Raw genomic sequence first — 12049 nt, forward strand, 5'->3', positions numbered from 1 at the left:
GCGGCGCCGAAAGCGCCCTTTGTTATCGCGCGGTGGCGTGCGTCGTTTGCTCATGATCGAGACTCCAGTAAGCGGCGCTTGTCTCCAGTTTGACGACGCGCGCTTCAAGCGCCGTTACGCGCGCGTCGCGAGACTCTTCGTGCTGTTGAATGACCAGCACCGCTTGCTTGACGTCCGTCACGTCGTGCGCGATGCCGGCGAGGTTCCACACCACGCCCGCGCCCGTGGCAATGAGCGTCGCGAGCGCCGTTACGACACCCCACAGGGGCACCGAGCGGTCGAGTTTGAGCGCGTGCGCCGTCATTTCGTGAACACCTTGTGCGCGATCTGCAATCCGCCGAGCCCGAGCACCGAGGTAATCAGCGAAAAGAGCGTTTGCATATCGAGCGTCGGCGGCGCCGGCACGTGCCACCACGCGCCCGACGCCCACACAAGGAACGGGCGCGCGACGATCTGATAGCCCAGGCCCACGCCGCACACCCATTCGATAAAGGCGCGCGCCCCGGCGATGAAAAGGCGCCCATTCTTCGCTTCATCGTCCTCGATCTGCGCCTGCGCGAGCTGCGCCTTCAGAGCGGCGTCGAGTTGCGCGAGTTCGCCCTTTTGCTGCATGTCGAGCAATTCGAGCCGCGCCTTCGCCTGCTGCGCCGGATCGGGCCATAGGCGTTTCATCAAGTCGTCGAGCACGCCAAAGACGCCCGAGCCCGGCCCGACCAAATCCCCGAGAATGGACATATCAGTTCCCCAGGCCCATCAAGGCCGATGTGTAGTCGTACTCGCCCGTCGTCGCGACTTGCCCAGGTGCCAATCCCGCCTGGATGCTATCGACGGCCGAGGGCACCTGCCCCGCCGTGCTCGCGACGATCGGCGAAAACGTATCGGCGATGTTCACCAAGCCCTGCCCCATCGAATCGAACGCGCCCGAGATCGCATCGCCCACCGACGACACGCCGCTTGCGATCTTGCGCTCGATCCACCACAGGCCGAGCGCGACGACGCCGACCACGATCACGGTTTCGAGTGCATCGCTTTTCAGGCTCACAGGTGAAAGCCCCACGTGTTGGCCGTGCTGTTGCCCGTCGACTGCATGGCCCCGAGCGCATCATTGCCGAGCGTCGACGAGAGCGCATCCGGGTTCCATGCGGTCGAACTGTAGATTTGATCGAGGTTGAGCATCGAATTCACGCCGCCCGTGGCCGTGCCCGAGGGGAACGTGAGCCCGGCCCACAGCGCGCCCGCATTCGGCGCCGATAGGCCCGCTGCGCTCGCCGTGCTCGCGTTCGCCTGCTGCGCGCGGAAGTACTGAACGAGCGCGAATCCGAGCACCGCGACGCCCAGGCCAATCATGACGTTGTTCGCTTTCATGCGAGCGCACCCCCGGCCGATTGATACCAGCCCGCCAGCGTCGCGTAGGGGCGCACGGCGAGCGATTGAAAAATGATGCCGGTCGAGTTGATCTGGCTGATCGCGCCTTGCACGTCGCCGGCCTCAATGAACGGCATCGCGCCCAGGTCCGTCAAGTACTGTGCGGCGCCCGCGTCCTGCGAGGCTGGCGTGAAGTCGACAAGCCCCGCTTCGGCCGCGATCTGTTGCCACGTCGAATAGATGAACTGATAGGCGCCGGCCGCCGTCGAGTGCCATCCGGGGCGCGATGCGATCGGCACGGCGATATCCGGATGATGCGAGTAGTCCGAGAACGTCTGCCCGCCGTAAATCACGTTGTAGCGATTGCTCGACTCGCCCATGCGCAGCATGTAGAGGAACGCCGACAGGTTCGCGTCATAGCCGTTGAGGTTGTCATTGCCCATGCCGAATAAACTCCCCGTTGCACTGTTGAGGTTGTCGAGCAGCCCCGCGAACGGGTCCGCACTGCTCGTCTGCGTGTTCGCACTCGCGCTCGTCATGTAGAGCAGCGCCGCCGCCCCCAAAGCGAGCACGAGAAAAGGCGCCGCGTCATCCATCGCGCGCCCTTACTGCTCGTACCACTCAAACGCGCCGGCCAATTGCTGATTGGCCACGTTCGCCACCATCACGAGCCCATAGCCGGGCGGAATCACGATCGGTTCCGCCACGGGATAGCCGGCCCCGCCTCCCGTACTACCCGCCGCCGAGAACGCGCCGAGCACCGAGCCCGAGGGTGCCGTCGCCGTCGATCCGATATAGACCTGCCCTTTACCGGCCGCGCCGCTTAGGAGCTTGTTCGCGCCGTTCGATACCAACGTCGCCAGGGCCGCCGTGCTTTTTTGCATCCAGACGTTGAACGAGCCGCCCTGAATCGCCAGTACTTGCTCAACGTAAAGGTTCACGCCCGAGCCGGCCGGATTCCACAGCTGGACCTGCGAGTACTGCGCGGACACCGCCGCTTGCGTGCCCGCCAGCCCGAACGCATTGCCGGCCAGCGCGCGCGCCGCGAGCGCGTCCGTCACACTGACGGTGCCGATCGCGTTCGTCCCGGCCGGCAACGGTTGATTCGGATCAAGTCCGACCGTCACCAGCGACACGTCGGGCGCCGAGGACACGATCGCGACGAGGTTCGCCGAGCCCGTGCCCGTAATCGCCGTCGACAGACGTGCGCGCACTTGCGGATAGCCCGCCACCGGCAATTGCCATGAGTGCAGCGCCGCGCCGGCCAAATTGAACGTTGTATCGGTCAGATAGCTATCGGTGCGCGGCGCCTTGACGCTTACCCAATTGGTGCCGTCGTAGACCTCAAACGTGATCGCGCCGGCCGTGAGCGTGCCACTCGGCGCGATCGTGAAAATCACCGTGTCATAGCCCTGCGTGTTGAGCGTCAGGGCCGTGTTCGCCGCAGTGGCCGACGTCCAGGCCGCCGTCGTCGGCGCCTGATAGGCGTCAATCACCGGCACGGGCGCCGCGTTCGTGTTGCCGACCGTGACCGTCCCCGCGACCGTCGTCGTACCCGTCACGCTCACCGATGAGCCCGTGACGCTGACCGTGCCCGACACGGGAATCGCGGTCGTGTCGTCAGCGGCCGAGAGCTTGACCGGCACCGGGTTCGATTCGGTGTTGTTAATGCCGACGTTCGTCGCGTTGACGTTGACGTTGCCGCCAGCGATCGTCACCGGGATCGCATTCGTGTTGCTCACTATGACGTTGACCTGCGAGTTTTGCAGATCGACGTCGCCATCCGCGACGATGAACGCCACGTTAGCGTCAGCCGTCGTCGTGATATCGACGTGCGTGAAGCCCGTGCGAGGCGTTGCCTTGAAGCCCGGCCCTACGTTCTGCGCTGTGTACTGATTGCCCTTCGCATCGCGCAGCGTGACCGTCAACGTATTGCCCGCGTCGCACGACTGAATCAGGAATTGCCGGCCGCCTACGGACGCGGTGTAGCCCGCCCCCACGGCCTTGATGAGTTGCGCGATGGTTTGCATTACAACTCCTTGACGAGCAACGGGGCGCCCGCCGCGATCGCCGCGACAATCAGGGCGCCAATCATGAGCGTGCGCACGTTACTGGTTTTCGTGTCCTGGTAGGCGGCCGTCACTTGGCCCGAGGCGTCCTGATAGGCAGACGCAATCATGCTCGTCGCGTTCGAATAGGCCGCCTTGCTGTTGCTGATCGCCTCCATCGCCGCGTCCGCATAGGCTTGGTTCACCGTGTCGGAGTTGTGCAGCATGCCGGCCATCGCCGCCTGTGCCGTCGCGCTCGACGCGGACATACTCGCCGTGCCGAACGATTCGATGCCTTGCAGCGCCTGCGCGCCCAGGCCGAACGCGCCCGCGATCGCGCCGCCGTCAAGCTGTTGCACGTTCAGCGTCACCGAGCCGCCGCTCGACGCCGTGGCGCCGACGCCGCTTGTCACCGCGAGCCGTTGATCGATGTTTTGTGAGCTCGTCGACGTCGACGAGCTCGATTTTCCGCCGCCACCATTCGCCGGCACTGCCGGCAAGCCGAGGCGCATCAAGTGCAACTGTTGAGGGTTGCGAATCATTGCAGTTCCTTTCGAAGGATGACGCCATCTGCTACGCGGCCCGCGATCGCATAGCCGAGGCGCCGCGCCTTTTTGATGAGCCCCGGCCGCTTGGTTTGAAACGCGACGCTGCGCAGCCCGCGCGCGTGCGCTTCGATGAGCGCCAGGCCAAACGCGGTCAAATCGAAATCGACCGCGCCGGCCGCCGCCAACACGTAGCACTCGTCGCCCTGCCGTTGCAGCACATAGGCCGCCGCGTCGCGCCCGTCCTGACTGATGACGAAGCAGCGCGCGCCGGGGCACGTCGTCATGCTCGCGACGCTTTCCGCGCCGCCCGTCGTGTCGTAGCGATCGACAGGTGCGAGGAGCGGGCGCGCTTGCTCCGCGCCCACTTCCCTTACGCTGACTTGTGGTGACGCAGCGCGAACCATACGAGCCCCGCAACGATGAGATACGGCGTCATGGCGCCGAGCGAGCCGAACGAAAAACTGTTCGTCGCGCCCGCCACGGCGCCCGCGATCGAGGTGCCGAGCGCGGGCGAACCCGAGACGATGAACGAGCCGTCCGTAAAACTCGTGGGATCGAACGCGGATGCGTTCGACGGCCCCGCGTAGCCGCCGTTCATATCGAGCGGCACCGCCACGTTGAGCCACGCATTGCCCTGGTTACCGGTTGCGGCCGTCATGGCTACTCCTTGGCGATCGCGAACGCGATCACGCCGAGCAAGAGCAGCAGCATGAAGCCGCCGCCGCCGCCCTGCGCGAGCCCGTTCGGATACATCGCCGGCCCCGAGCCCATCGGGTAAATCATCCCGTTGGGCGCGCGATACACCGGCAGCGATTGGCCGCTCGCGGTCAGCCCGTGCGAGATCGAATCGGCCGCGACGAGCGCCGATAGCCCGCCCGTGAGCAACTGGTTCCAGTTGATCGTCGAGGAGCCCGACTGCAACGCGCCGAGCGTTTGCCCGCTCGCGCTCGTCGTGCTCGTGTCGGTTCCCGTGGCGAAGTCATAGCCCGAGCCGACCGAGCCGTCCGTGATGCCGTAGAGCGTCGACAGATCGGAGCCCGAGCCGCTATCGTTGTACAGGCTCGGGTCGCCCCCATAGCTGTCCATCGACGTCGGATCGATACCGCTCGATCCGTCTGGCATGGTGAAAAGCGACATGACGCCCTCCTTTGGTTCGTTGAGAGGACGCCCGCTTTAACGCTGAACCGGGTCGACGATATCCTGGTACAGACGCCAGTTGAACGGGCCGCCAGCCGTGGTCAGACGCAAGAACACGTTGTTCGTCACGGCGGTATTCAGCCACTTGTCGCGGAAGCCTTGCAGGTCGAAATCGAACACCGTCAGGCCCGGTTGCGTGACCTTGCCGTAGTCGGTCTGATCGCCCTGCGCGTCGGACGGCGCACCTTCCCAGATGATCACGCCCGCGTTGCGCACCTGCATGTAGCTGATCGAGCCGGCCGCGCTGACGTAGGACCACTGCGCCGTGCCGTCGACGATGCCCGTCCCCGTGCCCGTGGGACCAGCGCCCGAGGACGCCGACGTGCCCGCCGTCGTGCACTGGTAGAGGTTGGCGCCGTCCGTCACGAGCGCGCCCACGGTGTACGCCGTCGACGTCGCCCAAGCGGGGCCGTAGTTCGATTGGTGCACGAACATTTTCTTGATGACGGCACCGGCCATGCCGACCGCCAGCGGAATGTCGTTGTCCTGCGCGTTCGGGAAAGCGCCCGCCGAATAGAGCTTCTTGAGCACCATCGGGTTTTTCGTCGGGTCGTTGATCTGCGCGAAAGCGGTCATGCTCGATCCGGCCGGCGCCGTCGCCGCGAGCGTGATTTCGAACGTGAGCTTTTGCAGCAGCGCCGAGGGAATGCAGGTAAGCAGCATTTCTGACGTTTGCGCCGTGGCGCCCATCTTCGAGCCGCTCGACTTCGCATTCGCCCGCGTGAAGTCGAGCAGAATCACGTTCGTCGGGTTGCTGCGGCCCTCGTAGAGATTCTCCGCGAGCAGGTCCGCGCCCGTGACCGTAAAGAACGGCTTGTCGTTGATCTTGCCGACGATGTTGGTAATCATCGAGATCACCAGCCCGTTAAGCAGATTGATTTTGAAGCGCTCGTAAGTCGGACCGAGCGGGCATGTCAGAATCGCGGTTTGTCCCGGCGCGATATTCTGGAAATTGACCAGCTTTTCTTTACGCATGGTTTCCCCTGGCGTGAATGTGAAAAAGCGCGCGCAGCGCAGCGCGCGATTCGTGCAACGCGCGAGCGCTTAAGCGCCCGAGCCTCCGGGGAGATAGGCGCCCACGACGGGGATCGCCATGACGTTTTTCTGGATGAAAGCGACGATTGCGAACGTCGCGAGCGTCGCCAGTGCAGCGTGCAAATGAGCCTTGTTCATAGGGGCCTCAGGTCAAAGGTTGAGATTGTTCGACGTGGCCCAAATCGAATTGCCGTCAACGAGCGCTTTCCACGCGGGCACCTTGGAAATGAGGTACGCCGCCACCAGCACACCGACAGTTGTCGCAATGACTTCTTGCGACAGGCGCGGCAGCGAGGGTAGATAGCTCGTCGAAGCAGACACGATCGGCCTTTGCAGTTGAACGAGTCCGCAGATTCCCCGCCTTTGCGCGCGCTGTCACAGTCCGCGATTCACGGGAAAACGCCGCGTTTCGCCGAACGCGGCGCCCCGATTTTTTTTACTTTTGTGGCGGATGCACGACGCCCGGCGTATTGGTGCCGGCCGCTTTGTCGCGATGGATGTAGTGAAACTTGGGCAGCTTGAGCACGTCGCGATAGTCGAGGAACATCGTATCGGCCATGGCCACCGCATCCGACTTGTAGCCCACGGCATAGGTGCGCAGTTCCGAGCAATTGCCGAAGAAATCCTTGTCGACTTGCGCCGGCCGCTGACTCGTGCCGATGATCGTCAGCCCCCGGTGCCGCCCTGCCGTGGAGAGCTTTTTCCACGATGGCGGCGCCCATGATGGCGTCGTGACCTGCGATAGCTCCTCAATCACGACGCACCAGCCCGGCAACTCCCACACGAGCCGACAGAAGCGATCGAACGTCGCCTTGAATGGTTTTCCGCTCCCGGCCGGCACCAGCACGAGCCGCTTTTTTCCGGCCTTGATCGCCGCCACCAGCGCCGCGATGCTTGTCACGGCCTCGCCGCCGATCACCGTCGCGTAATCGTCGGTTTCCTCAAGCGGCGACCAGACGACAATCGGCCGGCGCTTACCGAGCCGGCGCAAGTAGTCTTTGACGAAAAGCCCCTTGCCGTTGCCCGAGGCGCCAACCACGCCGATGATATCGGCGCTATTGGCGATGCTCGCCGTCATGTCGTCACCGTGTCGCGCGCCAGCGTCGCGTCCATCGCGGCGCCGATGTTCGGCGCCGGCCCGGTTTGTTTCGGTGGCACTGCCTTTTGCTCGCCGGCCGGCAGCGCGTGCGGCATCGTCGCCACCGTGCGCGCGTCGGCGATCGCGTGCGCGTGCGCGGCGCGCTCGGCCGCGAGCTTGGCCTTGCGTTCCTGCACCCATGCGTACGTGCCCACCGCCACGGGCGCGGCCGCTACGCCGAGCGTCACGAGCGGATGCCCCATAAGCCGGCCGGCGCCGCCCCAGCCGTAATAGGCGTCACAATCGGCGAGCGCGGCGCCGATGCCGTCCATTTGCTCGTCGGTCCAGATCGGTTTCAGGTCTTTAAACCACGCCGTGACGATGCCGGCCGCTTGGCGCATGGCCTTTTGCCAGCCCACCACCAAGAGCGCGTGCTCCGCGTCGGCTTGTGCCTGCGCATCGGCCTCGACGCGGGCCGCTAGCGCCTCGTTTTCGGCGAGTTCTTCGGCCGCGATCGCGCCGAGCGCATCGCCCGGCGCCGCCTGCGCCGCCGTGAGCGCGTCGAGTGTCGAGTCGGCGCGCTGATCGTTCGTCGGCTTAGCCATGGCTCACGCTCCCAAAAAATCCCAGGCCGGCACTGCGTTTTGCCGCCGTGGCGGGCTTGGCGGTCGCCGGTTGAGGTTCCGTGATTTCCCGCGATTCGCGGGTCTCAGGCGCGGCCGGTTTCGCGGCCGGCGCCGCTTCGTCGGGATCTTCGAAACGCCGCGTTTTCGCGACGAGCATCCGGTTCCCGCGCTCGGTCGTTTGTTGCACCTTGACCCCGCACGGAGCACAGCGGTAATACGCCATGCCGCGCACGTTGGTTGATACATCGACCTCGCGCCCGCATTGCTGGCACTCGGACTTTCCTAGGTATGGCATGGCGTGCCCTCCGTTTCGTTGCAGGGTGACAAGCGCCGCTTACGATTGCGGCGTAACGTTTTGCAGCTTGGCGTCCGCGACGATCGCGCCAGCGACGACAGGCGAGACCTGCGGGTTTTCGTACGGCGGCGTCAGCACGGGCGCCGCAGCCGGCGCCGGCTTTTGCTCGATCGCCGCGACACGATCGGCCAGCGCCGAAACGCTCGATTGCAGCGACGACACATTGGAGCCGATCGACGACACGGCCGACGTGAGCGAATCGAGCCGATCGCTCAACGCCTTGACCGCTGCGCCCGTTTCGCCCGTGGCCTCATGGGCCAGCCCTTCGACGTGCGCCTTGATTTCCACGATTTCGCGGCCGATGGCTTCCAGCGCGTTCGCGAGCGGCGCTCGATGCTCCAGATTCGAGCGCAAATGCTCGACGGTTTCCTTGATGATTTCCAGCATGGTTAGCCCCTTTTGGCTAGGTTGAAAAATCCCGCGAATCGCGGGGAATTACAGCGCTTCGACCTCTCTCACGAGATCGAAAACCGGTTGAAGTTCGTTCGCGTACATCAAGCGCGCGATCGTAGGGAGCTTCTTTTGCACTTCCTGGCATTTCGCCGCGAGCGCGAGCAGCGTCGCGCGCTTCTCGTCGCTGATGAAGCGCCCCGTTTCCACTGCAATCCCGTTCTGATCCATGACCATGTTGACCCTCTTCCGTACAGTTATTGACACGAGTCCGAGAAGGCGCGCGCTCCGCGCCCGCCGACACCGAGCGCACTTGCGCGCGCCGCTGAATGATCCATTGCCGCCGCTCGCTTCGATACACCTTGTCGGCGACTTGAATGACGCCGACGAGCCCGCCCATATCGACCGCCGACAGGCCGCGCGCGATGATGCCGGCCGGGCGATCGTCGAGCGGCTCGCCATACTTGCCGAGCCCCGCCTGCGCTTCCTTGTAGAGCGCCAGCGCCGCGTCTTGGCGCTTGACATACGGGCCGCCGTAGGCGCGGATGAATTCGGCAAAGTCCGCGCGCTTGTCTTCCTCGCCCTCGACCGCACCGGGCACGCGTTGCGCCGCGATCCAGGCGCGTTGCATCGCCTCCGGGGCGCCCGCGAGCGAGGCGCCCTCGCCCTTGATGCGCCGCATTTCGCGCCATAGCGTGACAGGCGCCCCGCCCCCGCCGATCGGCTGAAACATGCGGATGCCGTGGAGCTTCGCCCACTGCTCGACGCGTTGCACCGTTTGCATGATCGGATCGCCCGCCAAGTCTTCCGTCAGGCCGTGGCCATCGACGTTTTTCGAGATGTACTTCGCGATGTAGCCGGTTGCATCGCCCTTCGCTTCGTCGATCGTTTCCATGCGTAAGCGCCGCTCGCGCGCGCCGTCTTCGTCGGCTGAGTCGTTGTCCAGGAAGTAATGCACGAGCGCCATGCGCCACGCTTGGCGCGCCGCCTCGTCCGGCAGGAACACGAGCACATTCCAATGGGGCGTGCCGTCCTGGTGCGCTTCGACCGTGCGCAGGCCAAAGAACGGGATACGGTGCCGATGGCACCATGAGCGCAGCTTGGCGAACTGGCCCGACAGATACGCTTGGCACTCGCGCGGCGTGTTCTCGCGCTCGTATTTTTCGTTCGGTTGCCCGTTGGCCCGCACCGCATGAAAGCGCGACGGCGCCGTGATGACGTCGAATTCCGCGACGCATGCGAGCTCGCGCGCGACCTCTTCCATGCCGCGCATCCTCAGCATGAGTTCGCCGCGACGAATCACCTTGTTCGATACGCTTTTGGCGATCAGTTCCGCGAGTGAAAAGCACTCGCCGTCTTCGTTGATCGCGAGCGTATTGGCCATGACGTGGGCGTTGCGCTCGTCTTGCGCCCGGCCGCGCCGCAGGTTTTGCAGTGTGAGGTACTTGTCGCCCTTGGCCGACACGAGCCCGAGCCGGATTGCTTGGTTTTCGACCTTGCGACAGTGCGCGACGCGTAGCCGCCGATTCCACCAGCCCGGATCAAGCACGCGCGCCACGGCGCCGCCGTCCGTATCCACGTCGGGATAGGCGACCTTCCAGCGCGCGCACAACGCCTGCAACGCCGCGACGATCGCATCGAGCGAGCCCAAGCGCTCGACGAGCGCCGCCGCTTCGCCAGCCCGCCTGGCCGCGCACGAGCGGATATCGTCGAGCGACGCGTCGAGCCGAAACACCGCATCGGACCAGTCCGCCACGTGCTCGCGCAAATAGCTGTTGGCCGTCTTCCAATCGCGGTTTCCCAGGTCAAGCCGTTGCATGCGTCGCTCAATGACCGTCCGCCACGCGCCCGGCAGCTTTGCGAGCATGGCCGCGCGCCACGTGGCGTTTTTCTGGTGCGGATTGACCGACGAAAAGCCGTGCAGCATTACGCGCCCGCGCCCCGGAAAAACGCCCGCCGTGCGGCGCCCACCGAGCCGGCCGGGGTCGTGCTTTGCCCCGGCCGGTTCCGCCCCTGCCGCTCACGAAGTATTCCGTTGATGCGCGCGAGCGCCTCGGCCGCGATCGGAGAATCGTTGACCATCGAGCAGGCCGGCAGCGGACGCGCCACATGCGCGAGCGTGAAGGGTTCGCGCGTCGAGCCCGCGAGAGAATGTACGTCTTCCGGGCCGTCTTCGCTGTAACGCCGATAGCCGAGTTCCGCAAACGCGTTCATGACACCCGCCATTGAAAACACCCGCATTTCCAGGCTTGTTGATCGTCTTCGTAGATGTTCGGCACGCTCGACGGGTCCGGCATCGCGAACCACACCGGGAATCCCTCGCAGCCGCCCGCGCGCACGTCGCTGCGCCCGAACGTCGGGCGCGGCAATTCGTACCAATGCCGACAGTTGCCGCACACCTTGCCGGCCGTGATCGGCGCGACCGGACCATCCCATGCTCCCCCGGCCATGTCAGCACCCCCCGCGTTGATCGGCACAGCCCGGCCCGATCAGGTTGGCCGCCATGCGCCGCAACTCGTCCGAGGCCGGCGCGTCATGGCGCAATTCGAGTAGATCCCGTGCGCCCTGGCTCATGACAGCACCCGTGCGACCGCCGCGAAAACCCGCTCCGTCACGTACGCGCCCGCGATCGCGACGGACCACAAGCACACCCATTCAGCGCACGTCATGGCGGGCCTCGTACTTGGCGACATAGCCCTCGATCACGGTGTACTTGCGGATCAGGTGCTCAATGGCCGCTTGCTTCTGGTGCGCGTGGTAGTCGCCCTCGAATCCTTCCGGTTGCAGCCCTTTCGGAACGGCTTCGGCGCCCAGGTCATAGGCCTCTCGCAAGGCCCGCACAAAATCTACTGCGCGCATGGTCAATACCCCCGAATCAGCGATTTAAAGAGCCGGTCCGTTTCACGAATCGCGGTCGTGAAATAAACCGGCCGCAAATAAAGCGCATTGAGCGATACATCATCGCCGGGCAGGACGAACCGCCCCGGATTCCACGCTATCGGCGCCGCTTTTTGATTGCCTATTTTCATACCGCTCTGCCCCCGTTTACGCGAGACTGATCGGCCCGTGCACGTTGCAGCGTGCGCGGGGTTGCTTTACGACCGAGTGAAAGGAGATTTACAGCTTGGTAACTGTGCAGCTTGCACAGCCGGCGCCGGTTGGCCAGGGAAGCAGGGGCAAAAGGGAAAGGTGCAACGGGGCTGCTCGCAGGCCCCGCCCATCGAGTAGTGCGGATTATCCGCACTCACTGGCATAACATGAATTATCAACGGAGCCGGTGTGTAGCGGCTAAGTTGTAATGTCCGCTTTTAGCTAAGTTCAAATGTCCGCTTTTGGGCGCAGCGTAAGCTGGCCGGCAGCCGATTCCGGCGCCGGAGGCTTCGATGGCTGCGACAGAACGGATAACA

General features: G+C 64.7%; 22 protein-coding genes. All 22 read right to left on the reverse strand.

Going from position 1 to position 12049, the window contains the following annotated elements; genetic code table 11:
• Window positions 1-22: 22 nt before the first annotated feature.
• Entirely contained in the window at window positions 23-304 is a 282-nt protein-coding gene (locus AB4Y31_RS07805; protein WP_368673385.1) for a hypothetical protein, read from the reverse strand.
• On the reverse strand, window positions 301-735 hold the full coding sequence (locus tag AB4Y31_RS07810) for a 3TM-type holin (RefSeq protein WP_368673386.1): 435 nt from the start codon (window positions 733-735) through the stop codon (window positions 301-303). The genes AB4Y31_RS07805 and AB4Y31_RS07810 overlap by 4 nt, the downstream gene beginning before the upstream one ends.
• Before the next feature lies 1 nt (window position 736).
• Window positions 737-1042, reverse strand: coding sequence for a hypothetical protein (locus AB4Y31_RS07815; RefSeq protein WP_368673387.1), 306 nt, complete (start codon window positions 1040-1042; stop codon window positions 737-739).
• Window positions 1039-1365: a hypothetical protein gene (locus AB4Y31_RS07820; RefSeq protein ID WP_368673388.1), complete on the reverse strand. Its 327-nt coding sequence runs from the start codon at window positions 1363-1365 to the stop codon at window positions 1039-1041. The genes AB4Y31_RS07815 and AB4Y31_RS07820 overlap by 4 nt, the downstream gene beginning before the upstream one ends.
• Entirely contained in the window at window positions 1362-1961 is a 600-nt protein-coding gene (locus tag AB4Y31_RS07825; RefSeq protein ID WP_368673389.1) for a glycoside hydrolase family protein, read from the reverse strand. Before AB4Y31_RS07825 ends, AB4Y31_RS07820 begins: the two co-directional genes overlap by 4 nt.
• A gap of 9 nt (window positions 1962-1970) precedes the next feature.
• A complete protein-coding gene (locus tag AB4Y31_RS07830) occupies window positions 1971-3395 on the reverse strand; it encodes a hypothetical protein (RefSeq protein WP_368673390.1) in 1425 nt (474 codons plus the stop codon).
• The gene (locus AB4Y31_RS07835) at window positions 3395-3955 is read right to left on the reverse strand and encodes a hypothetical protein (RefSeq protein WP_368673391.1); all 561 of its coding nucleotides are present in this window, start codon (window positions 3953-3955) and stop codon (window positions 3395-3397) included. The genes AB4Y31_RS07830 and AB4Y31_RS07835 overlap by 1 nt, the downstream gene beginning before the upstream one ends.
• Window positions 3952-4365, reverse strand: coding sequence for a hypothetical protein (locus AB4Y31_RS07840; protein ID WP_368673392.1), 414 nt, complete (start codon window positions 4363-4365; stop codon window positions 3952-3954). Before AB4Y31_RS07840 ends, AB4Y31_RS07835 begins: the two co-directional genes overlap by 4 nt.
• Window positions 4332-4619, reverse strand: a complete 288-nt coding sequence (locus tag AB4Y31_RS07845) for a hypothetical protein (RefSeq protein ID WP_368673393.1) — start codon at window positions 4617-4619, stop codon at window positions 4332-4334. The genes AB4Y31_RS07840 and AB4Y31_RS07845 overlap by 34 nt, the downstream gene beginning before the upstream one ends.
• 2 nt (window positions 4620-4621) lie before the next feature.
• Entirely contained in the window at window positions 4622-5098 is a 477-nt protein-coding gene (locus AB4Y31_RS07850) for a hypothetical protein (protein WP_368673394.1), read from the reverse strand.
• A gap of 36 nt (window positions 5099-5134) precedes the next feature.
• On the reverse strand, window positions 5135-6133 hold the full coding sequence (locus AB4Y31_RS07855) for a major capsid protein P2 (RefSeq protein WP_368673395.1): 999 nt from the start codon (window positions 6131-6133) through the stop codon (window positions 5135-5137).
• A 69-nt stretch (window positions 6134-6202) separates the two neighbouring features.
• Window positions 6203-6331, reverse strand: a complete 129-nt coding sequence (locus tag AB4Y31_RS07860) for a hypothetical protein (RefSeq protein WP_368673396.1) — start codon at window positions 6329-6331, stop codon at window positions 6203-6205.
• A gap of 12 nt (window positions 6332-6343) precedes the next feature.
• Window positions 6344-6514, reverse strand: coding sequence for a hypothetical protein (locus AB4Y31_RS07865; protein WP_368673397.1), 171 nt, complete (start codon window positions 6512-6514; stop codon window positions 6344-6346).
• A gap of 115 nt (window positions 6515-6629) precedes the next feature.
• The gene (locus AB4Y31_RS07870; RefSeq protein ID WP_368673398.1) at window positions 6630-7271 is read right to left on the reverse strand and encodes a hypothetical protein; all 642 of its coding nucleotides are present in this window, start codon (window positions 7269-7271) and stop codon (window positions 6630-6632) included.
• Entirely contained in the window at window positions 7268-7876 is a 609-nt protein-coding gene (locus AB4Y31_RS07875; RefSeq protein WP_368673399.1) for a hypothetical protein, read from the reverse strand. Before AB4Y31_RS07875 ends, AB4Y31_RS07870 begins: the two co-directional genes overlap by 4 nt.
• Entirely contained in the window at window positions 7869-8192 is a 324-nt protein-coding gene (locus AB4Y31_RS07880; RefSeq protein ID WP_368673400.1) for a hypothetical protein, read from the reverse strand. Before AB4Y31_RS07880 ends, AB4Y31_RS07875 begins: the two co-directional genes overlap by 8 nt.
• A 39-nt stretch (window positions 8193-8231) precedes the next feature.
• Window positions 8232-8639 carry a hypothetical protein gene (locus AB4Y31_RS07885; RefSeq protein ID WP_368673401.1) on the reverse strand — a complete coding sequence of 136 codons (408 nt, stop codon included), beginning with the start codon at window positions 8637-8639 and terminating at the stop codon, window positions 8232-8234.
• A gap of 16 nt (window positions 8640-8655) precedes the next feature.
• Complete coding sequence (locus tag AB4Y31_RS07890; protein WP_368673402.1) at window positions 8656-10461, reverse strand: replication endonuclease; 1806 nt, start codon at window positions 10459-10461, stop codon at window positions 8656-8658.
• A gap of 107 nt (window positions 10462-10568) precedes the next feature.
• Entirely contained in the window at window positions 10569-10856 is a 288-nt protein-coding gene (locus AB4Y31_RS07895) for a hypothetical protein (RefSeq protein ID WP_368673403.1), read from the reverse strand.
• A complete protein-coding gene (locus tag AB4Y31_RS07900) occupies window positions 10853-11092 on the reverse strand; it encodes a hypothetical protein (RefSeq protein ID WP_368673404.1) in 240 nt (79 codons plus the stop codon). Before AB4Y31_RS07900 ends, AB4Y31_RS07895 begins: the two co-directional genes overlap by 4 nt.
• Before the next feature lie 205 nt (window positions 11093-11297).
• Window positions 11298-11501, reverse strand: coding sequence for a hypothetical protein (locus AB4Y31_RS07905; RefSeq protein ID WP_368673405.1), 204 nt, complete (start codon window positions 11499-11501; stop codon window positions 11298-11300).
• Window positions 11502-11503: 2 nt separating this feature from the next.
• Window positions 11504-11671 (reverse strand): hypothetical protein, encoded by a 168-nt coding sequence (locus AB4Y31_RS07910; protein WP_368673406.1) that lies wholly within the window; start codon window positions 11669-11671, stop codon window positions 11504-11506.
• Between the last annotated feature and the right edge of the window lie 378 nt (window positions 11672-12049).

This window comes from Trinickia sp. EG282A (assembly GCF_040965455.1).
GTDB lineage: Bacteria > Pseudomonadota > Gammaproteobacteria > Burkholderiales > Burkholderiaceae > Trinickia > Trinickia symbiotica.

Bases quoted from the DNA above. Each gene is read 5' to 3' on its own strand.
- AB4Y31_RS07805 (WP_368673385.1), bottom strand. From the start codon at position 304: ATGACGGCGCACGCGCTCAAACTCGACCGCTCGGTGCCCCTGTGGGGT.
- AB4Y31_RS07810 (WP_368673386.1), bottom strand. From the start codon at position 735: ATGTCCATTCTCGGGGATTTGGTCGGGCCGGGCTCGGGCGTCTTTGGC.
- AB4Y31_RS07820 (WP_368673388.1), bottom strand. From the start codon at position 1,365: ATGAAAGCGAACAACGTCATGATTGGCCTGGGCGTCGCGGTGCTCGGA.
- AB4Y31_RS07825 (WP_368673389.1), bottom strand. From the start codon at position 1,961: ATGGATGACGCGGCGCCTTTTCTCGTGCTCGCTTTGGGGGCGGCGGCG.
- AB4Y31_RS07830 (WP_368673390.1), bottom strand. From the start codon at position 3,395: ATGCAAACCATCGCGCAACTCATCAAGGCCGTGGGGGCGGGCTACACC.
- AB4Y31_RS07835 (WP_368673391.1), bottom strand. From the start codon at position 3,955: ATGATTCGCAACCCTCAACAGTTGCACTTGATGCGCCTCGGCTTGCCG.
- AB4Y31_RS07840 (WP_368673392.1), bottom strand. From the start codon at position 4,365: ATGGTTCGCGCTGCGTCACCACAAGTCAGCGTAAGGGAAGTGGGCGCG.
- AB4Y31_RS07845 (WP_368673393.1), bottom strand. From the start codon at position 4,619: ATGACGGCCGCAACCGGTAACCAGGGCAATGCGTGGCTCAACGTGGCG.
- AB4Y31_RS07850 (WP_368673394.1), bottom strand. From the start codon at position 5,098: ATGTCGCTTTTCACCATGCCAGACGGATCGAGCGGTATCGATCCGACG.
- AB4Y31_RS07855 (WP_368673395.1), bottom strand. From the start codon at position 6,133: ATGCGTAAAGAAAAGCTGGTCAATTTCCAGAATATCGCGCCGGGACAA.
- AB4Y31_RS07860 (WP_368673396.1), bottom strand. From the start codon at position 6,331: ATGAACAAGGCTCATTTGCACGCTGCACTGGCGACGCTCGCGACGTTC.
- AB4Y31_RS07870 (WP_368673398.1), bottom strand. From the start codon at position 7,271: ATGACGGCGAGCATCGCCAATAGCGCCGATATCATCGGCGTGGTTGGC.
- AB4Y31_RS07875 (WP_368673399.1), bottom strand. From the start codon at position 7,876: ATGGCTAAGCCGACGAACGATCAGCGCGCCGACTCGACACTCGACGCG.
- AB4Y31_RS07880 (WP_368673400.1), bottom strand. From the start codon at position 8,192: ATGCCATACCTAGGAAAGTCCGAGTGCCAGCAATGCGGGCGCGAGGTC.
- AB4Y31_RS07885 (WP_368673401.1), bottom strand. From the start codon at position 8,639: ATGCTGGAAATCATCAAGGAAACCGTCGAGCATTTGCGCTCGAATCTG.
- AB4Y31_RS07890 (WP_368673402.1), bottom strand. From the start codon at position 10,461: ATGCAACGGCTTGACCTGGGAAACCGCGATTGGAAGACGGCCAACAGC.
- AB4Y31_RS07895 (WP_368673403.1), bottom strand. From the start codon at position 10,856: ATGAACGCGTTTGCGGAACTCGGCTATCGGCGTTACAGCGAAGACGGC.
- AB4Y31_RS07900 (WP_368673404.1), bottom strand. From the start codon at position 11,092: ATGGCCGGGGGAGCATGGGATGGTCCGGTCGCGCCGATCACGGCCGGC.
- AB4Y31_RS07905 (WP_368673405.1), bottom strand. From the start codon at position 11,501: ATGCGCGCAGTAGATTTTGTGCGGGCCTTGCGAGAGGCCTATGACCTG.
- AB4Y31_RS07910 (WP_368673406.1), bottom strand. From the start codon at position 11,671: ATGAAAATAGGCAATCAAAAAGCGGCGCCGATAGCGTGGAATCCGGGG.